At 38.2% G+C, this 20,564-nt stretch carries 19 protein-coding genes; 7 read left to right on the forward strand and 12 right to left on the reverse strand.

The features are described from left to right. Positions 1-54 precede the first annotated feature (54 nt). Complete coding sequence (locus tag MKL51_RS20825) at positions 55-1,101, forward strand: NAD(P)H-dependent flavin oxidoreductase (RefSeq protein ID WP_005073201.1); 1,047 nt, start codon at positions 55-57, stop codon at positions 1,099-1,101. A gap of 37 nt (positions 1,102-1,138) precedes the next feature. Here the strand turns inward: MKL51_RS20825 and dusB are convergent, their stop codons facing one another. After that, positions 1,139-2,164: a tRNA dihydrouridine synthase DusB gene (gene dusB, locus MKL51_RS20830; protein ID WP_005067871.1), complete on the reverse strand. Its 1,026-nt coding sequence runs from the start codon at positions 2,162-2,164 to the stop codon at positions 1,139-1,141. Positions 2,165-2,247: 83 nt separating this feature from the next. On the opposite strand from dusB, the gene MKL51_RS20835 reads away from it, so the two are divergent. Continuing rightward, entirely contained in the window at positions 2,248-3,456 is a 1,209-nt protein-coding gene (locus MKL51_RS20835) for a DUF1615 domain-containing protein (protein WP_049069290.1), read from the forward strand. Continuing rightward, positions 3,423-4,079 (forward strand): HAD-IB family hydrolase, encoded by a 657-nt coding sequence (locus MKL51_RS20840; RefSeq protein ID WP_005067866.1) that lies wholly within the window; start codon positions 3,423-3,425, stop codon positions 4,077-4,079. Before MKL51_RS20835 ends, MKL51_RS20840 begins: the two co-directional genes overlap by 34 nt. A gap of 26 nt (positions 4,080-4,105) precedes the next feature. Here the strand turns inward: MKL51_RS20840 and proB are convergent, their stop codons facing one another. The 8 genes from proB to uvrB form a co-directional block, all read right to left on the reverse strand. Then, positions 4,106-5,239, reverse strand: coding sequence for a glutamate 5-kinase (gene proB / locus MKL51_RS20845; protein WP_002118789.1), 1,134 nt, complete (start codon positions 5,237-5,239; stop codon positions 4,106-4,108). A gap of 15 nt (positions 5,240-5,254) precedes the next feature. Further along, complete coding sequence (cgtA, locus tag MKL51_RS20850; protein WP_002118576.1) at positions 5,255-6,475, reverse strand: Obg family GTPase CgtA; 1,221 nt, start codon at positions 6,473-6,475, stop codon at positions 5,255-5,257. Between the two features lie 179 nt (positions 6,476-6,654). Further along, complete coding sequence (locus MKL51_RS20855; RefSeq protein ID WP_005073191.1) at positions 6,655-7,329, reverse strand: hypothetical protein; 675 nt, start codon at positions 7,327-7,329, stop codon at positions 6,655-6,657. 11 nt (positions 7,330-7,340) lie between these two features. After that, positions 7,341-8,066, reverse strand: coding sequence for a hypothetical protein (locus MKL51_RS20860; protein ID WP_017399267.1), 726 nt, complete (start codon positions 8,064-8,066; stop codon positions 7,341-7,343). A 149-nt stretch (positions 8,067-8,215) separates the two neighbouring features. Continuing rightward, complete coding sequence (locus MKL51_RS20865) at positions 8,216-9,673, reverse strand: glyceraldehyde-3-phosphate dehydrogenase (protein ID WP_002118702.1); 1,458 nt, start codon at positions 9,671-9,673, stop codon at positions 8,216-8,218. Positions 9,674-9,889: 216 nt separating this feature from the next. Continuing rightward, entirely contained in the window at positions 9,890-10,837 is a 948-nt protein-coding gene (gene rarD, locus MKL51_RS20870; RefSeq protein ID WP_080973528.1) for an EamA family transporter RarD, read from the reverse strand. Between the two features lie 110 nt (positions 10,838-10,947). Further along, complete coding sequence (locus MKL51_RS20875) at positions 10,948-11,535, reverse strand: lipocalin family protein (RefSeq protein ID WP_017402788.1); 588 nt, start codon at positions 11,533-11,535, stop codon at positions 10,948-10,950. 93 nt (positions 11,536-11,628) lie between these two features. Then, positions 11,629-13,650, reverse strand: a complete 2,022-nt coding sequence (gene uvrB / locus MKL51_RS20880) for an excinuclease ABC subunit UvrB (protein WP_002118463.1) — start codon at positions 13,648-13,650, stop codon at positions 11,629-11,631. Between the two features lie 179 nt (positions 13,651-13,829). Between uvrB and MKL51_RS20885 the strand changes: the two genes are divergently transcribed. Together MKL51_RS20885 and MKL51_RS20890 are read left to right on the forward strand one after the other, a co-directional pair. Beyond that, complete coding sequence (locus MKL51_RS20885; RefSeq protein WP_002118650.1) at positions 13,830-14,621, forward strand: A1S_2505 family phage non-structural protein; 792 nt, start codon at positions 13,830-13,832, stop codon at positions 14,619-14,621. A 175-nt stretch (positions 14,622-14,796) separates the two neighbouring features. After that, positions 14,797-16,236: a sensor domain-containing diguanylate cyclase gene (locus MKL51_RS20890; protein ID WP_032041973.1), complete on the forward strand. Its 1,440-nt coding sequence runs from the start codon at positions 14,797-14,799 to the stop codon at positions 16,234-16,236. A 30-nt stretch (positions 16,237-16,266) separates the two neighbouring features. Here the strand turns inward: MKL51_RS20890 and MKL51_RS20895 are convergent, their stop codons facing one another. Beyond that, positions 16,267-16,446, reverse strand: a complete 180-nt coding sequence (locus MKL51_RS20895; protein WP_002118942.1) for a hypothetical protein — start codon at positions 16,444-16,446, stop codon at positions 16,267-16,269. Positions 16,447-16,654: 208 nt separating this feature from the next. Between MKL51_RS20895 and MKL51_RS20900 the strand changes: the two genes are divergently transcribed. Further along, positions 16,655-17,890 carry a pyridoxal phosphate-dependent aminotransferase gene (locus tag MKL51_RS20900; RefSeq protein WP_002118408.1) on the forward strand — a complete coding sequence of 412 codons (1,236 nt, stop codon included), beginning with the start codon at positions 16,655-16,657 and terminating at the stop codon, positions 17,888-17,890. 54 nt (positions 17,891-17,944) lie between these two features. Here the strand turns inward: MKL51_RS20900 and MKL51_RS20905 are convergent, their stop codons facing one another. After that, positions 17,945-18,787: a DMT family transporter gene (locus tag MKL51_RS20905; protein WP_032007008.1), complete on the reverse strand. Its 843-nt coding sequence runs from the start codon at positions 18,785-18,787 to the stop codon at positions 17,945-17,947. 239 nt (positions 18,788-19,026) lie between these two features. Here MKL51_RS20905 and MKL51_RS20910 point away from each other — a divergent pair, with 239 nt between their 5' ends. Beyond that, complete coding sequence (locus MKL51_RS20910; protein WP_032007007.1) at positions 19,027-19,464, forward strand: PaaI family thioesterase; 438 nt, start codon at positions 19,027-19,029, stop codon at positions 19,462-19,464. 20 nt (positions 19,465-19,484) lie between these two features. Here MKL51_RS20910 and MKL51_RS20915 read toward each other — a convergent pair whose 3' ends face one another. Continuing rightward, positions 19,485-20,510, reverse strand: coding sequence for an IS30-like element ISAba125 family transposase (locus MKL51_RS20915; protein WP_079265503.1), 1,026 nt, complete (start codon positions 20,508-20,510; stop codon positions 19,485-19,487). Positions 20,511-20,564 lie beyond the last annotated feature (54 nt).

The following is a 20,564-nucleotide window of genomic DNA, read 5'->3' on the forward strand; positions in this document are numbered from 1 at the left end:
GCTCTTGGTTCGGTTTTCACGCTATGGTGAATAGAAAGAAATGAGGTGAATAAAATGGACCTATTACAACAACTTGAAATTAAACATCCAATTTTTCTTGCCCCTATGGCAGGTGTATCTACACCTGAACTTGCAGCAGAAGTTTCTAATCAGGGTGGTCTTGGATCCTTAGGTCTAGGTGCAAATACGGCGCAAAGTGCACGTGAACAGATTTTAAAAACCCAAACACTTACAGAAAAATCATTTCAGGTTAATTTTTTCTGCCATCAACCCGAACAACTAAACCCTCAAACCTCAGCACAATGGATTGAATATTTACGCCCCCAATTTGAAAATTTCGGAGAACAGCCTCCTCAAAACTTAAACTGTATTTATCCAAGTTTTCTTGATAATGATGATTTTTTAAATGTCGTATTAGAAACCAAACCTAAAGCGGTCAGTTTTCATTTTGGCATTCCCCATCCCCATCAAATTCAGGCATTAAAAGATGCCGGAATTATTACGATGGTATCTGCTACCAATTTAGTTGAAGCACAAGCCATTGAGGCAGCTGGTATTGATATTATTATTGCTCAAGGGATTGAAGCTGGCGGACATCGTGGAATTTTTAATAAAACCTTTGATGCAGCAATTAAAACCAGTGATTTAGTACATCTGATTGTCCAACATTGCAAACAACCTGTGGTAGCCGCTGGCGGTATTATGAATGGAGCACAAGCACGACATATGTTGAGCTTAGGAGCTAGTGCTGTTCAACTCGGAACAGCATTTGTTCAATGCCATACATCAAACGCATCTGCCGAATATCGTAAAGCTTTATTTAATGAGCCTGTGACACAAATTAGTGCCAGTCTTTCTGGACGTCCTGCACGTGGATTGCTCAACCATTGGCACACACAAATTGATCTACCAAATCGCCCTTCTCAACCAGAATATCCATATACTTATGATTTGGCTAAGCAACTCAATGCAATTGCAAGCAAAAATAAAGACTATGGCTTCGGCGCTTTTTGGGCGGGTAGTAATGTCTCTCAAATACGAGAGCTAGATGCTGCTGATCTGGTTAACCAGTTAGTTGTAGAAATGCTAGAAGATGAATAAATCTTAAAAAGCCAGTAATCATATACTGGCTTTTTATTTAATGGGTTTCTAGTAAGTTAACCTGCTCAACTTGCACATCACTCATCAAATTGCCTTCAGCCAATAACTGATTAAAATAGTTTTCGACTACTATTGCCTGTTCAGCAGTGCTTTCAACTTTATACATATTTTGGCGGAATTCGTTACTTGAGCGTAATCCTTTGGTGTACCAAGCAATATGTTTACGGGCAATACGGCAGCCAGAGTATTCACCATAAAATTGATAAAGTTCTGATAAATGTCCTAGTAACACCTGCTTCACCTCTTCAATATTAGGTGCAGCCAAATGTTCACCAGTTTTTAAATAATGAGCAATTTCACGAAAAATCCATGGCCGACCTTGAGCAGCGCGACCAATCATAATTGCATCTGCCCCTGTATAGTCGAGTACATATTTTGCTTTTTCAGGACTATCAATATCACCGTTCGCAATAAGTGGAATATTGATTAATTCTTTAACGTGTTTGATCAAATCATAACGTGCTGTATTTAGATACATGTCTTCGCGAGTACGGCCATGTAAAGCTAGCGCGGCAATCCCCGCTTCTTCTGCCCTTTTTGCGACTCTTAAAATATTTTCTTGGCCATTTAAAAAGCCCAAACGGGTTTTCAAAGTCACGGGAACATCAACAGCAGCAACAACCGCATCAAGAATTCGAGCCACTAAGTCTTCATCTTGTAATAACGCTGAACCAGCGAGCTTATTACATACTTTCTTGGCAGGACATCCCATATTGATATCAACAATTTGTGCGCCATTTGCTACTTGATAACGTGCAGCCTCTGCCAATTGCTCAGGATCAGAACCTGCAATTTGAGCAGAGATTGGAGCGAGTTCACCATCAAAGTTCGCACGGTAGAGGCTCTTTTTGCTCATCCGCAAAGTTTTATCAGCAGTCATCATTTCACTGACTGCATGGCCTGCGCCAAAATACTTGCAGAGTGTTCTAAATGGACGGTCAGTTACTCCGGCCATAGGAGCAACAATTAAATTATTTGACAGTTGATAGGGACCAATATACATATATATTCATACAATTGATGATCAACATAGTATACTTCATCCGCTTAATCGGCTCATCTTTTTATGCAGGTGCTTTCCTCGCCATGAACAAACCGTTGTCTTCCCGTTTTTTATTAAAATCATTCGGCATGGCTGCCGTATGCATGAGTTTAGCTGCTTGTGGTGATAAAGCTTGGTGGTCAAACAATGATGAGCCTGAACTAGAAAGCCAACAGATTAAACGTCTAATTCCATCACGTGTGCATGACCGTGAGTCATGGGCTAAAGATATTGATGACATTATGAAAGACTTGGATATTCCTAAAACCAAGAAAAATGTCTGTAGTATTGTAGCTGTAGTGGATCAGGAATCCAACTTTGTTGCCAACCCTCAGGTGCCTGGATTGGGGCAAAAGGCAGTTGAAGAAGTTAGTACACGTTTAAATGAAAAATTTGAAGATAAACTTGGCAAAACCGTTGGTGGAACAATTGCTGGTTATTTTGAAGAAGTTCTAAGAACTCAGCCTTCTCCTGATAACAACTATATGAGCCAAATGCGTAAGGTTAAAACCGAGAAAGAACTCGACTTACTTTACCGAGAAATTTTCGACTTCATGGCTAAACACTATCATGTGAGTGCCTTAACTGGTGCAGCCAAATTGGTTGGTCAAGATATTGGCGAGAAGATGAACCCTATTACGACTTTGGGTTCGATGCAAGTTCATATTAACTATGCTAAAGCCAATAAGCGTTCGAGTATGAGTACTGCTGCGCTCCGCGATGACCTATATACTGAATACGGTGGTTTATATTACGGCATACATCGTTTAATGGTTTATCCGGCAGACTACGATAAAGCCATTTATCGTTTTGCGGATTATAACTCTGGTATGTACTCTAGCCGTAATGCAGCTTTTCAAAAAATGCTAAAAGAACTTACCGATAAAGATATAAGTCTTGATGGCGATCTACTTCTTTATACAAAAGATGGTGATCCACGCGCAGTTCAAAGCGAGTCAGAAAAAGAACTGATCACGGTATTTGCAAAAAATAATGTATTGGTTACCCCACGACAAATCCGTGATGATCTTAAATTAGAAAAAGAGAAAAAGTTTGAAAGTACTCAAACTTATATTGCGCTGACTAAACTTTATAAATCAAAAACTGGCAAAGAACCACTCTATGCAATTATGCCTCAAGTGGTAATTTCTGGGCCTAAATTAAGTCGTGATTATAATACCAATTGGTATGCAACCCGCGTAAACGGACGATATGAAACATGTATGCAACGAGCGAAACGAATAAGACTATAAAAAGTCTCGCCCTGTTCGATTTTGATGGAACCTTGTGTAGTAAAGATAGTTTTACAGGGTTCATCTTTTATGCTTTATCTAAGCGTCACATTGTTAAGCAAGGCTTGAAAATTCTGCCATGGATTCAAGCCTACTATCTTAACTTTTATCCTGCCCATGCTATGCGTGCCAAGTTATTCCGTAGCATGTTTAAAAATACGCCTGCAATCGAATTACAAAAATTAGGTGAAGAATACGCACAAGAGTTAGTCTCTGTGCTTTCGCCTGAAATTTTTAATCAGTTACAACACCATCAATTGCGTGGTGATCAGGTCGTATTAGTTTCAGCTTCAATTGATGTCTATCTTGCTCCACTTTGCAAGTTACTAGATATCGAATTAATTTGTACTGAAACTCAAATTAAAAACGGCATGATGACGGGTTACTATTCCACTCCAGACTGTAGTAGTGAACAAAAGAAGTTAAGAATACATCAGCAATATACGCTACAGCATTACCACCAGATTTATGCTTATGGTAATAGCTCGGAAGACTTAGACATGCTTAGTCTCGCCACACATCCATATATGGTAGGTGAAGACCGTGTTTTACCTCGTTTAACACCAGAAAAAAAGCTCGCTTAAAGCGAGCTTTTTTATTTGAGTAAATCTTAATAAATTGCCATATGATCACGGTGAATCATTTCAAGTGAACGAGCTTCACCAAGCACTTGATAAACCTTATCTGAGGCTAAGCCTTTAATAATTTCGGCTGATCGTGAACTAAAGTTCACTCGACCTACCGCAATACGTTTACCTTGTTTATCGACACATTCAACCACATCACCACGATCAAAATGTCCTTCAACATTTTTAACTCCAACAGGGAGCAAACTGCGATGCTTCAATTTAATCGCTTCAACAGCACCATCATCAATCACAAGACGACCTGCTGTTTGTAAATGAGCAGCGAGCCACTGTTGATGAGCAGTCATGCGGTCTTTATCTGTAGTAAACAAAGTGCCTAGCATCTCACCTGCCATCGCACGTGATAAGACATTATCACTTTCGCCACTCGCGATGAGGGTTGGGCAGCCAGATTTAGCAGCTAAACGTGCAGCACGAACTTTAGTGACCATGCCACCTCGCCCAAGCACACCACCACCGCCGGCCATATCGAACAAATCATCATCCATAGCCCGAACAGTAGAGAGTAATTTAGCATCAGGATTATGACGCGGATCTGAGTCAAACATACCTTGCTGATCGGTTAAAATGATCAGCAATTCTGCATGAACCTGACCTGCCACCATAGCAGCTAAGGTATCATTATCACCAAAACGGATCTCGTCAGTAGATACCGTGTCATTTTCATTAATAACAGGAATCACACGCCAATCAATCAAGTTTTGCAAAGCATCACACGAGTTCAGATAACGACGGCGATCTGCCAAATCATCATGAGTCAATAAAACCTGAGCAGTACGAATACCGTGGTTTTCAAGCACACTAGACCAAGTATGAATTAAGCCCATCTGCCCAATTGCAGCACAGGCTTGTAGACTGGGTAGATCGGTGGGTCGACTCGCAAGCTTCATACGAACCATACCTTCTGCTACAGCTCCTGATGACACTAAAATAATCTCGTGTCCAGCATTGTGCAGATCTGCAATCTGTTTCGCCCAATGCGAAATAGCGTCCAGATCTAAACCTTGCCCATTAGCTGTAAGTAAAGATGATCCGATTTTAACAACGATTCGTTTACACTCACTGAGCTGACGTTGCCCATCGACCACTTCTATCATGTTTCCCTCGGTTTTCTAGTCACGAACGTAGATGACTTCTACATCATTGTCGTCTTCATCATCGTCAAAATCATCATCATCGTCCATCATGCTTTCGAGACGTTGTGCTCGACGCATTGCACGATATGCTTCTTTTGCCGCAATGGTTTGTTCACGTGTTTCAACTTCTAGTTGTTCACGGAAAGCTCTTACTTCTGCTGCGTATTCAGGATCTTCAACTTCGCGTTCACGTTGTTGTTCAATCTGATCCATCAGGTAATACACAACTTCTTTTGTACCTTCGCTTAATAAGCCCGATGTCTTAAAGACAGGTCCAGTCCACTCTAGTTCATCTAGAATGTGCTGACACCACTCTTCGCGGCTTTCTTCAGCAATCTGATCAAGTTTATTGAGTACTAAAACAACTGGTAATTTAGCCAAAGTTGGTGAGAACTTAGCCAACTCATTCATAATAGCTTTTGCATTATGCGCTGGATCTGAACCATCAATTGGTTGTACATCAATAATGTGTAAAAGAATACGAGTACGTGCCAAATGTTTAAGGAAGCGAATTCCTAAACCAGCACCTTCTGCTGCACCCTCGATTAACCCAGGAATATCGGCCATTACAAATGAACGATGACGGTCAGCATCGACTACACCCAAGTTTGGAACCATGGTTGTAAATGGATAATCTGCCACTTTTGGTTTTGCAGCGCTTACAGCACGAATGAAAGTAGATTTACCGGCATTTGGCATACCTAGCAAACCAACATCTGCCAATACTTTTAATTCAAGACGAATTTCGCGGAACTCACCTTTTGTACCAGTGGTACATTTACGCGGTGCTCGGTTAGTTGATGATTTAAAGTGAGTGTTACCTAAACCACCTTCACCACCACCAGCAACCAGAATTCTTTGGCCGTCTTCAACCAAATCGCCAATAATATCGCCTGAATCTGTATCAACAATTGTTGTACCAACGGGTACTTTTAAAACCACATCTTCACCACCACGTCCAGTACAGTTAGCACCTGCACCGTTTTTTCCACGCTCAGCACGGAATTTACGTGTGTAACGGTAATCGACTAGCGTACTTGTATCGTCATCAGCTTGAATATAGATACTTCCACCACGTCCGCCATCACCACCATCTGGGCCACCAAATGGTACAAATTTTTCACGGCGAAAACTGGCTACGCCATTGCCACCGTCGCCAGCCTCTACGGTAATGACTGCTTCATCAACAAAGCGCATCTGCCAATCCTCTAAAAACTCTAAAACCGCCTATTCTGCCATATTTTCATAAAATTCTCGAATAGAAAATGGAACAATTCCATTTATAATGATCTGTTTTATCTTTAATCCAGCATATGCTTTTAGTTTTGCAAATAGGATCCTTATAAAAAATAAAATTTAGTCAATTTATTTAATTATCAAGGATGAACATTGCGCAGAGGTAAGGTCATTTGCATATCAAGATTTGCTTTTGTTTTTGGCACAGAATTATACATGATGGCATTAAATGAAGAGACATTCCCCATTTCCATAGGATCATTTACGTTTAGGCTTGGTTTAAACTGATGTTTCACCGATAAATTTACAGGTTCATCGAATTCAAAATAAACTGGACCATCAAAAACAATTTTAACGGGAACGGTATAACTACGTTTTAAATTAAAAGGCACATCTAATTTAATAGGGATATCTAATTTAAGTGGAAATTTTGGTAAAAACTTACTTTGATAAACCAAATCTGTGGTGGTTTCTAAAGGCATAACCTGATCAATTTTTAGAGTCGTTGAATAATCGACACTTACCGTAATAGGTGTTTCTACAGCAAAATTTAAATCTGCCAAATATTTCCCTTTTAGGGGTAAAGTTAATTGGCGATCTATATCTAAAGTTGTATCAAGTTTACCAATAGACTGAACCTGCAAAGTATTACCAACTTGAATTTTTGTTTCTAAAGAGTCAGGTAAACTAATATCGGCATTATGAGCCGAAACGACTAAATTTGCTTGAATATTGAGATACACCCAAAACATAATAGCGGCAAGTATCATCATTAAAAAGAAACTAATTAACATACTCTTGAGTGAACGGAACATTAGCATCCACCCTATTGATCAGCTGTCTTTTGTGATGTTTCTGAACCTAATACTCGATTTAATCGCATAGTGGACAGAGGAATCTTTAACTCACCATTTGCAATCTTAACAGGCAAAGTATTTTTCACATCAACCGAAGCATTTAATGCAGTTTTAACAGGTACATTTAAATTCCCTTCGATTGGGATATTCGTGTCTAATCTTGCTTTTAAAGGAATATGTAGATTTTCTTTTAATACCGTGCGTACTGGGGCATCAAATTTTAAATGAACCTTTTGCTCAAGCGGGACATTAATATCAATTGGCACATCAAGTTTTAATGGAATCGTTCCTTTTAATGGCAACGTAATATCACGGCCTAAAACTCGCACCTGAACCTTAGTATCAATTGGTAGATTTTGTTCAACTTTTAATGTTTCTTTGACCGGGATGGTTGTGCTAATCGGCACCATATTATCGAAGTAAACACGCGGAGTTAATGTTTGTGTTAAAGGAATATTCAGTTTCTCATCAATTGGAATACTGGCATTTACGCGCCCCTTTACATCCACATTTAAAGCATCTTGTACTTTAACCTTAACCTGTAGAGGCTCTTGTAAATCAATAGCAACTGCCTGATTTTTCAGTGGAATATAAATATTAAAGTGCTTAAATACCCATATTGCAATGAGTACACCACATAAATTGGCAATAATGATGAATACAAAAACGACCAACAAACGTTTAAACTGCGACAATTCCTATCCCTTACTATTTTCTTTTTTTCCTTAATTTGTATTCTCATTTATTTACAAAAAATAGTCAGCATATATTTTGTACGGTTGTAAAAAAACCCAGTCTAAACTGGGTCTTTTTGTGAAAATATTTTATAGATCGTTAAATGATCTTAAGCATTCAATTCTGCTGGGATTTTTTTGTAGCTTACGCCGCACATTTGTTCAGCAATACGTAATACCTGACAGCTATAACCAACTTCGTTATCGTACCAAACGTAAGCAGTTAAACGGTTACCAGAAGTAATCGTTGCTTGAGCATCGTATACACCTGCTGTACGAGAACCGATAAAGTCACTCGATACAACTTCAGTCGAGTTGGTATAACCAATTTGACCTTGAAGGTTAGAGTTAATCGAAATTTGACGAATGTATTCGTTCACTTCTTCACGATCAACTTCTTTATCAAGCGTTAAGTTCAAGATTGCAAGAGATACGTTTGGTGTAGGAACACGTACAGAGTTACCAGTTAATTTACCTTTCAATGCAGGTAATGCTTTAGCAACTGCTTTAGCTGCACCAGTCTCTGTAATTACCATGTTCAAAGTAGCAGCACGGCCACGACGATCTGCTTTATGGTAGTTATCGATTAAGTTCTGGTCATTTGTAAATGAGTGAACAGTTTCAACATGACCGTTAAGAACTTTATATTTGTCATCCAATACTTTAAGAATTGGAGTAATTGCATTTGTTGTACAACTTGCAGCAGAGATGATTTTGTCTTCATCTAAGATATCTGTGTTGTTTACGCCAAATACAACGTTTTTCATTTCGCCTTTACTTGGTGCAGTCAATACAACACGTGCAACGCCTGGGCATTTCAAGTGTTGGCTTAGACCTTCAGCATCACGCCATTTACCAGTGTTGTCGATTAAAAGTGCGTTTTCAATACCGTATTCAGTATAGTCAACTTCACTTGGGCTAGACGCATAAATGACTTTAATGAAGTTACCGTTAGCAATGATTGCTTCGTTTTCTTCATCAACAGAAATTGTACCAGCGAAAGTACCGTGAATAGAGTCACGACGAAGTAAAGAAGCACGTTTTGCCAAGTCACCGTCCGAAGACTTACGTACAACGATTGCTTTAAGGCTTAAACCACGACCTAAACCTGATTGGCTAATGATTAAACGAGCCAAGATACGACCAATACGACCAAAACCGTAAAGAACTACATCTTTAGGTTGTTCAGAAGTTGCGCTACCTTTGATTGACTCAACTGATTGAGCAACAAAAGCATCAACATCACCGCCTTTTTCTTTGTATTCAACAGCAAGTTTACCGATATCAACTTCTGCAGAACCAATATTTTCAACTTTTGCTAAAGCTTCTAAAATTGGGAATGTGTTTACAACAGAAAGTTCAACGTCTACAACACGTGTACGACGGTGAGTTTTCAAAATTTGGATAACAGAACGGTTAATTAAAGAGCGACCGTAAACAGATACGACAATATTTTTTTCACGGTATAATTGACCGATTAATGCAATCATACGTTCCGCGATTTCTTCACGGTTTTTCCAACGGCCTTGGTGTTCAGCGTGCAGGGCGATGATAGTGTCTTTGCTCACAGATACGTCCTCTAATTAATTATATCTAGGCGTGATTTTTAAAACCCCGTAATTGTAATGGAATTATTGGCAAGAATGAATCAAAAGCTGACGTTAGTGACTAGATTTTCCTAAAATTCATCATAAATTCATAAAATACCTATAATTATTTTTTATTATCTTATTGTTTAAAGCAGCTAAATTTTTGCTTTTTCTTACTTTTTAGGTTCTGACAACCTAATTGAACTCATCATTTTTTAATCTTTTTTGATATTTCGTGATATTAAGTTGCAGATTTTGGGCTTTTTGCCGTTGTTGATAAAGATGAATTGCCCCTTCTAAAACGAGTACAAAAACAGCACACCAAATCGGAATATAAGTGAACCATTCTTCTTGACCAATGCTCTCCCCTAAAACTAAAGAAGCTAAAGCAAGTAATACAGGTTCCAAATATCCTAAGAGTCCAAACACAACTAAAGGTAGAAAGCGACTTGCCAGAATATAACTTCCCAGACCAATAGCACTTAAAATTCCAAGCCCAATAATGATCAAAGAAAGACTTGGTTGGTCTATAAATTTACTGTATGGCAGCAAACCTGTATGCGTTAAATAAATCGCAACGGGCATAATAATGACCAAATCCCACCAAAAGCCCCCTAAATTATCTGTTTTAATTTTTTTACGTAATAAAAAGTAGGCAGAATATCCAACTGCTACCAATGCAGTTTCCCACGCAATACTTCCTAAACGCCATATCTCATGGCTAACACCAATGACTGCAAGAATAATTGCTACCCATTGAAATTTTGATATTTTTTCGCCATACAACACACTTCCAGCTAAGACAAGAACCAGCGGTAATAAGAAATATCCCAAAGAGACTTGTAACCCACGCCCATGCATCGGCCCCCACAAAAAAAGCCAAAGTTGTACTGAGGTTAAAATAGAGGTTGTGATTAACAATAATAGTAAAGAAGGTTTAGCCAAAATACGTTGATAGATATTTTTGATATAAGCTAAATCACCACTCCACCACATAAATAAAGTAAGGAACGGTAGTGTTGCAATAATCCGCCATCCAAAAGTTTGCTCACTATCTAGCTGGCTTAATAATTGAGTATAAAAATAAAGTACACCAAAAGTGAATGATGCCATGACAGAGAAGATCACGCCCTTAAACATCATAAACCTCTTAGACTTTAGTAAAAATAACTCACTACAATACTTGGTTTATCCACTATAAAAAAGAAAAAACCATGTAAAAACATGGTTTTTTCTTAAACAGACATATACCACTATTCTTTATGCTCTGTACGAATAATATCTCGAATATCAAAACCTAATGTTTTTGCATAATTTAAATATTCATCTACCACTTCTTGCTCTGGATGAGGGTCTCTTGATAACACCCAAAGGTATTTACGTGAAGGTTCCCCAACCAAAACAGTCTGATAGTCTTCATCTAGCTTTAAAATCCAGTAATCCCCACGGATTACCGGAATCCATCTTACAGCTTCCGGTAAAAAACTTACCTTCAATTTGGTGTTATATGGCGGGTTAACCACAAAGGCCTCCCCGATAGATTGCTGTAATTGTTTTCTATTATCGTAGCAGCGATTATCTACTACTACATTTCCATTTTCGTTTAAGGTGTAGGTTGCAGATACATTATAAGCACATTTTTTCTGGAAAAATGCAGGCTTACGCGCGACTTCATACCAAACACCTAAATATCGGTCTAGTTCAACTTTATAGACAGTTTGTAAGGGTTTCGGCTGGGCATAGACATAGGTTCCAACAGCCAAACCAGCCAGAACGACACCGCCCAACGCAATTTTAGCCAAACGCCAGCTGGCTTGCGGAACATTATTTCGAAATGCCATTGTTGCCCTCAACGATTAGTTGTGAATACAAAAGAACTCAAATATCTACAGTAGCTTGTTTTTTAAACACATTATGTAGCGTTATGTATTCGTTTATTGCAACATTTGCGCTTTTAGTCGAATGATTTCATCACGTATCCGTGCTGCTTGCTCAAACTGTAAATCTTTCGAAGCTTTTAACATCTCTTTTTCAAGCTTAGTAATATGCTTACTAAACAATTTTGGATCAGAGAGAATATGTCTTTCGTCAGCACTTAAAGCTTGTGCTTGTTCAAGCACCTTCTCATCAATTTCGTCGTCTGAAAGCACTTCGCCTGAATCAATTTCTTTGATGACCTGACGAACAGCACTACGTGGCGTAATACCATGCAACTCGTTGAACTCAATTTGTTTAGCTCTACGGCGTTCAGTCTCATCTATTGCTTTTTGCATAGAATCAGTAATTCGGTCAGCATATAAAATTGCTTTACCTTTCACGTTACGCGCGGCACGACCAATTGTCTGAATGAGTGAGCGTTCTGAACGTAAAAATCCTTCTTTATCTGCATCTAAAATAGCAACTAAAGAAACTTCTGGCATGTCGAGACCTTCACGCAACAAGTTAATACCGACTAAAACGTCGAATACACCTGTACGTAACTCATGAATAATTTTGACACGTTCAACCGTATCAATATCCGAGTGTAAATAAGCGACTTTAACCCCATATTCTTTTAAATAAGAAGTCAGATCTTCCGCCATACGCTTTGTTAAAGTAGTCACTAACACACGTTCATTTAGGTTCTTACGAATATTGATCTCAGAAAGAACATCATCAACTTGAGTTAATACAGGACGAACTTCAATTTCAGGATCGATTAGTCCTGTTGGACGTACCACCTGTTCAACCACTTGGTCAGACTTTTCTAGCTCATATTTAGCAGGTGTTGCACTGACAAAAATGGTCGTCGGCACAATGCGTTCCCACTCTTCAAATTTCATTGGTCGATTATCAAGTGCGCTTGGTAAACGGAACCCGTAATTCACTAAATTTTCTTTACGCGATCGGTCACCTTTATACATTGCTCCAATTTGCGGAACTGTAACATGTGACTCATCAATAATCAGCAATGCATCTTCTGGTACATAATCAAATAAAGTTGGAGGCGCTTCACCAGCTGGACGACCAGACAAATGTCTTGAATAGTTTTCGATACCATTGGTATAGCCCAACTGTTGCATCATTTCTAAATCATAACGGGTACGCTGCTCAATACGCTGGGCTTCCAGCAATTTGTCATGTTCACGGAAGAATTTAAGTTGATCTTGTAACTCATCTTTAATTGTATCAATAGCACGAGTTAGATGATCTTTCGGCGTTACATAGTGGCTTTTTGGATAAATCGTAACACGTGGAACTTTACGAACCATTTTACCCGTTAACGGATCAAACCAACGGATCGAGTCGACCTCGTCATCAAATAGTTCAATACGAATCGCATGTTGATCAGATTCGGCAGGGAAAATATCAATAATTTCACCGCGAATTCGATATGTACCACGTAAGAACTCAAGTTCATTACGCGTATATTGCATTTCAACCAAACGGCGGATAATTTCATCACGACTTACACGGTCGCCCTCAACCACATGCAGTAACATTTGCATATAAGCATTTGGGTCACCCAAACCATAAATTGCAGAAACCGAGGCCACAATAATTGCATCACGACGCTCTAATAAAGCACGTGTTGCTGATAGTCGCATCTGGTCAATGTGATCGTTAATGGCAGCATCTTTTTCAATAAAAGTATCTGAGGATGGAACGTAAGCCTCGGGCTGGTAGTAATCGTAGTAACTTACGAAATACTCAACTGCATTATTAGGGAAGAACGCTTTAAACTCTCCATAAAGCTGGGCAGCCAAAGTTTTGTTATGAGCCATCACAATTGTAGGTCGCTGTGTTTGAGCGATCACATTCGCCATGGTATAGGTTTTACCCGAGCCAGTTACACCCAGCAATAACTGATTACGAAAACCATGCTCGATACCATTTACCAGCTTTTCAATGGCCTGTGGCTGATCACCTGCTGGCTGATAATGAGTGACCAAATCAAAAGGTTGATTTTCGTTCAAAGTTATCTCTCTTTATGAAAAATTGAATTTAACGTCTCCCCTTTTAATGGGGATTTTTATCTTAATTTAAAGTCTAAATTGAGCTGAAAATTCAATGTAAAAGATTAAGCATCTTAACACTTGACCAATACCCTAATCGGTTGCAACATGAAGCTATCCATTAAACAAAAAGTATAACCATGACCTATCAATATCATGATGAAAGTATTGTAACTGAACTTCCCGAAGATACAGTTTTTGTATTTGGAAGTAATCTTGCTGGACAACACGGTAGTGGTGCAGCGCGCGTTGCAAGTCAGCACTTCGGAGCAGTTGAAGGTGTAGGTCGTGGCTGGGCTGGTCAAAGCTTTGCAATTCCAACTTTAAATGAACACATTCAACAAATGCCACTTTCACAAATTCAGCATTATGTTGAAGACTTTAAGATATACACAAAAAATCATCCTAAAATGAAATATTTCATTACTGCATTAGGTTGTGGCATCGCAGGCTATAAAGTTTCTGAAATCGCTCCTCTTTTTAAAGGGATTTATCACAACGTTATCTTTCCGGAATCTTTTAAACCCTATGTAGAAGATAATGCAGTATCTCAATTTCCGACTTTAACTCAAAAGATGGTACAAAGTTTCATTAATGATGAAGTTATTTTTTACTTTAATCATGGCAGTGAATCATTTGAAGAAGCTTTAGATAAAACTGATTTATCAGATGCTGAAAAAGCAATAGCTCTTATTGTCTTAAATGAAGAGTTGTACCCACGAGATCGTTATGGACGAGGCCGTGATCATGAGCTTAGTGATATTTTAGGGAAGTTAAACGGTAAAATTTTCAATCTTCATGGAAACTCTGAAGGTGCCATGATTTTTGTGAGTGCTGTTGTTGCACTGATGGAACTTTACGATTTTGATGAGCAAGATTTTATTAAGTTATGGCGTGGTGAAAAAAACATTGATCACCCTATTAATCGTTAAGTTTTCTTATGAATTTATGAGTTAAGCAGATAATCTCTGCTTTCTCATTATTTTATTTTTAATTACATTTAATCCTTTTATTTTTAATTATTCTAATATATTTAAACTCTTTATCCTCCCAAATCTTAATTTTTCTCATTATACTTTAAGGCAAACTGAATACTTAAAGAAACATATGGAAACTTTAGATTCTTCGATTTTTGACCTTAGCCCAATTCCAATGTGGATTGAGGATTTCAGTGAAGTTAAACAACAATTTGATTTATGGAGAAAGCAAGGAATTGAAAACCTCCATGAATTTTTAAATCAAAATAAACACTTAGTTATTGAATGTGCTCATAAAATTAAAATTATTCGTGTTAATCAAAAAACTTTAGAACTTTTTGAAGCAACAACCCACGAAGAACTATATTCAAATTTGAATCTTATTTTTAAAAAGGAAATGTTCGAATCACATATTTATGAGCTTGAAGCGTTATGGAATGGCAAAACCCATTTTTCAAGCACTACCGTGAATTACACCTTATCAGGCAAACGTATTGATGTTCAGTTAAGAGGGTCTATTTTACCTGGTTCTGAATCTACCTTTGAACGTGTATTAATTACTACAGAAGATATTACCCCTTATCAAAATGCACTCCGTCAGGAAGAAAAAAATCGTCGACTGGCTGAATCTATGTTTATCTACTCACCTACTTCACTGTGGGTCGAGGATTTCAGCCGTATAAAGAATAGAATTGATCAACTTAGGCTATTGGGAATTGAAGATTTTAGAACTTTTCTAGATGTTCATCCTGAGTTTGTCCGCCAGTGTGTAGAAGATATTTTAATTTTAGATGTTAATCAGGCCACGATAGATTTATTTAAAGCTCCTGATAAGTCGACACTTTTAAGAAATACACATAAGATTTTTGCTGAAGAAATGGTTGAAACCTTTCGAGAACAACTCATCGAGTTATGGCAAGGCAATATCCATCATAAACGTGAAGCCGTTAACTACGCTTTAGATGGCCAAATAAGAAATGTTTTGCTTCAATTTACCGTTTTTCCGGGATATGAAGAGACTTGGGGATTAGTACAAGTTGCACTGACAGATATTACTGCACGGAAAAAAGCGGAAAACTATCTCGAATATTTAGGGCAACACGATGTTCTTACCAAACTATATAACCGTGCTTTTTTTACAGAGGAACTTAATCGCTTAAACCGAAGTATTATTCGACCAGTTTCTTCAATTTTTTTAGATATGAATGGATTAAAAGAAACAAATGACCAGTTTGGGCATGATATTGGAGATGGTTTATTACGCCGTGTTGGAAATATTTTAAGTCAGGCTATTTCAAATACAGCCTATACTGCATCCAGAATCGGTGGTGATGAGTTCGTGATCTTAATGCCAGGTGCAGATGAAGCGCACGTTCAAATCATGCTTCAAACGATTCAGGAGCTTTTTAATATCGACAATCAATATTATTCAAGCCATCCAGTAATTATTGCAATTGGACATGCAACCACTCAAACAAATGAACAGATTGAGGACATGTTAAAACGAGCAGACCATCACATGTATCAAAAGAAAAAAAGTTATTATCAAGAAATTTTATTCAATCAATAAAAAACAGGCATATTGCCTGTTTTTCAAAAATTAGCGTTTTCCCATAGAACGACGCGTACCACGTGGAGGCATCCATGTTCTATCCGCATATTGCTCTGGTTTTGGACGCACTTGGTTGTGTACCGCATCATCTGCTTGATTGCTTTCATTCGGCATTGGGAATGGCAATTTCACCAAAGCCTTTTTCTGTTTTGGCTGTTGCTCAGTCATGATTCATTCTCGAAATTTCGATTGCGACCTATTATAAATGATTTTTATCATTTCTTTTCAAAAAAGCTTCAATTGAGTAAAACAGCAACAAGAATCTTCTTAAATTAAACTTTTTTACATCTAAAAATACCCGTATCCGCAAATTGCTTAATTTTTGCGATAAGATAGTATGCTTTTTATTTTTTAATCCCATAAGAGGAATATTGCCGTGGACGTACGTCTTTCTGATCGTGTCAATGCTATCAAACCGTCCCCTACACTTGCTGTAACAAACAAAGCTGCTGAACTTAAAGCTGCTGGCAAGAACGTGATTGGTTTAGGTGCTGGCGAGCCAGATTTTGATACCCCTCAACACATCAAAGATGCTGCAATTGAAGCGATTAATAATGGTTTCACCAAATATACGGCTGTAGATGGTACTCCTGGGTTAAAAAAAGCAATTATTGCTAAGTTCAAGCGTGATAATAATCTTGATTATCAAGCGAACCAGATCTTGGTTTCTTGTGGTGGTAAACAAAGCTTCTTTAACTTGGCACTTGCTCTATTAAACAAAGGCGATGAAGTTATTATTCCAGCACCTTTCTGGGTAAGCTATCCAGATATGGTCATTATTGCTGAAGGTACTCCAGTCATTGTGAAATGTGGCGAAGACCAACGCTTCAAAATCACTCCTGAACAATTAGAAGCTGCTATTACACCTAACACTCGTTTAGTTGTATTAAACAGCCCATCTAACCCAACAGGCATGATTTATAGCAAAGCTGAATTAGAAGCTTTAGCTGAAGTTTTACGTCGTCATCCACAAGTATTTGTTGCATCTGACGATATGTATGAACCGATTCGTTGGGAAGATGAGTTCTACAACATCGCAACTGTTGCACCTGATTTATATGACCGCACGATTGTTTTAAACGGTGTTTCTAAGGCATATGCAATGACAGGTTGGCGTATTGGCTATGCAGCCGGTCCAGCGAAAATCATTGGTGCAATGAAAAAGATCCAATCACAGTCAACTTCTAACCCAACTTCTATTTCGCAAGTTGCTGCTGAAGCTGCATTGAATGGTCCACAAGACGTTTTACAACCTATGATTGAAGCGTTTAAACGCCGTCATGACTTAGTTGTAAATGGCTTAAATGATATTAAAGGTATCTCTTGCTTACCTGCTGATGGCGCTTTCTATGCCTATGCAAACATTCGTCCTCTTATTCGTGCAAAAGGCTTAAAATCTTGCACAGAGTTCTCTGAATGGTTACTAGAAGAAACTGGCGTAGCAGTTGTTCCTGGTGATGCATTTGGTTTAGGCGGTTTTATGCGTATTTCATATGCAACAGCTGACGAAGTACTCGTTGATGCGTTAGCTCGTATCAAAAAAGCTGCTGACTCAATTGAAGGTGTAGACGCTGCTATCGCTTCAATTGAAGCTGAAAAAGCTGCGAAATAATCTGCATTTTGCATAAAAGGGGTTCTCTTGAGAGAACCCTTTTTTTTCATTCACTTATGCATTTTTAGCTTTTTGAGGTCTTACATAAATAACTAATAAAATTCCAAATAAAACCATAAAACTCGATAAAATCACTCGCCCTGTCACACTCTCATTTACAAATAGGCTTCCACCTATAATCGCCAAACATGGCACACTTAGCTGTACTGTACTCGCTGTCACTCTATCAATATGCTTCAAAATCGCATACCAGAGTACATAAGCCCCGCTTGAAGTGACACCACCCGACAAAATCGCTAAGATCCATCCTTGCACGTCAATGTAGCGATCTTGGGCAAGTAATACATTCGCCAACAAAACCATTGGCACAGCTAGCGTAAAATTTGCCAACGTACTACCAATAGGCTGCGTCATATTGCGACCCGCGATGCTGTATCCCGCCCATGCCAAACCAGATATCACCATAATTAGAGCATATCCCCAATCAGGCACATGAGTACCGGGTAATAACAAAACACTGATTCCAGCTAAAGCAATACATAGGCCTATACCACGGTACATGCCAATCTGCTCACCCTGCCAATAGCCATAAAGCACCATAGTCAGCTGTACAACTCCAAACAATAAAAGAGCACCAATCCCAGCGTCGATTTGAAGATAAGCATATGAAAATGCCAAAATATAAACCGCTAGAAAAAATGCGTTTTTTAAACTCCATTGGACTTTGGTTTGAGACGATTTTGAATATAAAAACAGTCCTAATAAAACAACTGCACCACTTGCTACTCGTATGAGGCTAAAAGTCATTGGGTCAATATGTTGGCCTGCCAAAGCCAAACGACACAATACAGAATTCGCTGCAAAACCCATCATTGCTAGTGCAATTTTAAAAAGCATTGTCCTTATGCTCCTGTTATTTTTTATAGTGTATAAGAAGACCCGCTTATCTATCTAATTCATTATGTAACTCATTTAATTCAATTTTTATAATAAAGGAACTTTATATTAATTGGACAAGTTTTTAAGATTCAACTTATCAGTTCAATCTTTAACTATAGAATTGACTTATCGATAACTTAATAATAGGCTAATATCAAGTTCCATTTTAGAACTTTAAGAATTAAAGGACCCCAAAAATGAAAAATCCGATGGAAATGACTGGCCTTGAATTTTTACAAGCAATGGTAGAAGGCCATATTCCACCTGCCAGCATTAGTAAAACAATACCTATGCAACCTACTGAAATTTCAGAAGGATCTGTTACTTTTAAAGCTCAAGCAGATCATAACCATTTAAATCCACTCGGTGGCGTACATGGCGGTTTTGCTGCTACAGTTCTAGATTCAGTGACTGGCTGTGCAGTACATACGATGTTACCTGCCGGTGTAGGTTACGGCACAATCGACCTTAACGTAAAAATGTGCCGCCCTATTCCCAAAAATCAGACTTTAATTGCAACAGGCAATATTATTAATTTAAGTAAAAATTTAGCTATTTCTGAAGGAAAGATTATTGATGAGGAAGGTAAACTGTACGCCTATGCAACAGCAACCTGCATGATTATTCGTCGATAATGATTAAAGGCAGGGCGAATTCAAACATGAGGTGCGACAGTTTGAAAAGTCTTATGATAATCAACAAGCTGAGCAAATTTCTCTAATGGTGTAAGCCAATCTAACGCTTTTCTAGGACGAGTATTCAGTGACATGGCAACTTGATTTAAATAATGCTGATCTGCCTGATTTAAATCAATCCCTTTAGGTAAATATTGCCTAATTAAACCATTCATATTTTCGCATGTGCCTTTTTGCCAAGGTGAATGTGGGTCACAGAAATATACATCTATGCCTAAATCTTCTTCGAGTATTTTATGTTCTGACATCTCGCGTCCACGGTCATAGGTCAACGTTTTACGCAGTTCTGCAGGTAAATATTTCAGAGCTTCAGTTAAAGCCTTGCGCACTGATTCTGCCTTTGCATCAGGTAATGTTGCCAAGATACAGAGCCGTGTATTTCGTTCAATAAGTGTTGCTATCGAACTTTTATTGTCTTTACCTTTAATTAAATCAGCTTCCCAATGACCCGGTATTTTTCTTTCTTGAACTTCGGCTGGGCGCTCATGAATAGTTTTAATATCCTGTAATATAGAATCTTTTTTAGGTTCACCGTTAGCTTTTCGCTTTTTATTTTCATGACGCAGACAGGATAATAAGTCTTTTTTCAACTCACCCTTGGGTAATGCTCGTATCGTTGAATAAATCGTTGTATGGCTTACATTCATTGTTTGATCCAAATCAGGAAATGTCTTTAAACGCTTTGCTATTTGCTGAGGAGACCATAAACAACGGATCGCTTCAACAATAAATTTCCAGAGGATTGAATCGATTTTGAGTTTTCTGTGACCACGTCTACGTCTAGCGAAGGTGTTATCAGAAGCATATCGAGCTTGATAAACGTCATTGATGCTATTTCTTTTAAGCTCACGATAGATCGTACTAGGATGTCTTTTAATGAGTTCAGCAAATTTTCTGGCTGAAAAGCCTTCTTTTCTTGACTCAAGCATTAATGCAGTACGATCTTCAAAGTTAAGATGATGGTATGACAATTTTATATACTCCATAAACCCTTTAAATTAATTAGGTGGTTTATGTCGCACTTCAAGTTTTACTCTGCC

This window comes from Acinetobacter sp. AOR18_HL (genome assembly GCF_027855145.1).
GTDB lineage: Bacteria > Pseudomonadota > Gammaproteobacteria > Pseudomonadales > Moraxellaceae > Acinetobacter > Acinetobacter pittii.

Excerpts from the sequence above, each read along its gene's own strand:
- MKL51_RS20825 (WP_005073201.1), top strand. The coding sequence starts at position 55 with ATGGACCTATTACAACAACTTGAAATTAAACATCCAATTTTTCTTGCC.
- dusB (WP_005067871.1), bottom strand. The coding sequence starts at position 2,164 with ATGTATATTGGTCCCTATCAACTGTCAAATAATTTAATTGTTGCTCCT.
- MKL51_RS20835 (WP_049069290.1), top strand. The coding sequence starts at position 2,248 with ATGAACAAACCGTTGTCTTCCCGTTTTTTATTAAAATCATTCGGCATG.
- MKL51_RS20840 (WP_005067866.1), top strand. The coding sequence starts at position 3,423 with ATGTATGCAACGAGCGAAACGAATAAGACTATAAAAAGTCTCGCCCTG.
- proB (WP_002118789.1), bottom strand. The coding sequence starts at position 5,239 with ATGATAGAAGTGGTCGATGGGCAACGTCAGCTCAGTGAGTGTAAACGA.
- cgtA (WP_002118576.1), bottom strand. The coding sequence starts at position 6,475 with ATGCGCTTTGTTGATGAAGCAGTCATTACCGTAGAGGCTGGCGACGGT.
- MKL51_RS20855 (WP_005073191.1), bottom strand. The coding sequence starts at position 7,329 with ATGTTCCGTTCACTCAAGAGTATGTTAATTAGTTTCTTTTTAATGATG.
- rarD (WP_080973528.1), bottom strand. The coding sequence starts at position 10,837 with ATGATGTTTAAGGGCGTGATCTTCTCTGTCATGGCATCATTCACTTTT.
- MKL51_RS20875 (WP_017402788.1), bottom strand. The coding sequence starts at position 11,535 with ATGGCATTTCGAAATAATGTTCCGCAAGCCAGCTGGCGTTTGGCTAAA.
- MKL51_RS20885 (WP_002118650.1), top strand. The coding sequence starts at position 13,830 with ATGACCTATCAATATCATGATGAAAGTATTGTAACTGAACTTCCCGAA.
- MKL51_RS20890 (WP_032041973.1), top strand. The coding sequence starts at position 14,797 with ATGGAAACTTTAGATTCTTCGATTTTTGACCTTAGCCCAATTCCAATG.
- MKL51_RS20895 (WP_002118942.1), bottom strand. The coding sequence starts at position 16,446 with ATGACTGAGCAACAGCCAAAACAGAAAAAGGCTTTGGTGAAATTGCCA.
- MKL51_RS20905 (WP_032007008.1), bottom strand. The coding sequence starts at position 18,787 with ATGCTTTTTAAAATTGCACTAGCAATGATGGGTTTTGCAGCGAATTCT.
- MKL51_RS20910 (WP_032007007.1), top strand. The coding sequence starts at position 19,027 with ATGAAAAATCCGATGGAAATGACTGGCCTTGAATTTTTACAAGCAATG.
- MKL51_RS20915 (WP_079265503.1), bottom strand. The coding sequence starts at position 20,510 with ATGGAGTATATAAAATTGTCATACCATCATCTTAACTTTGAAGATCGT.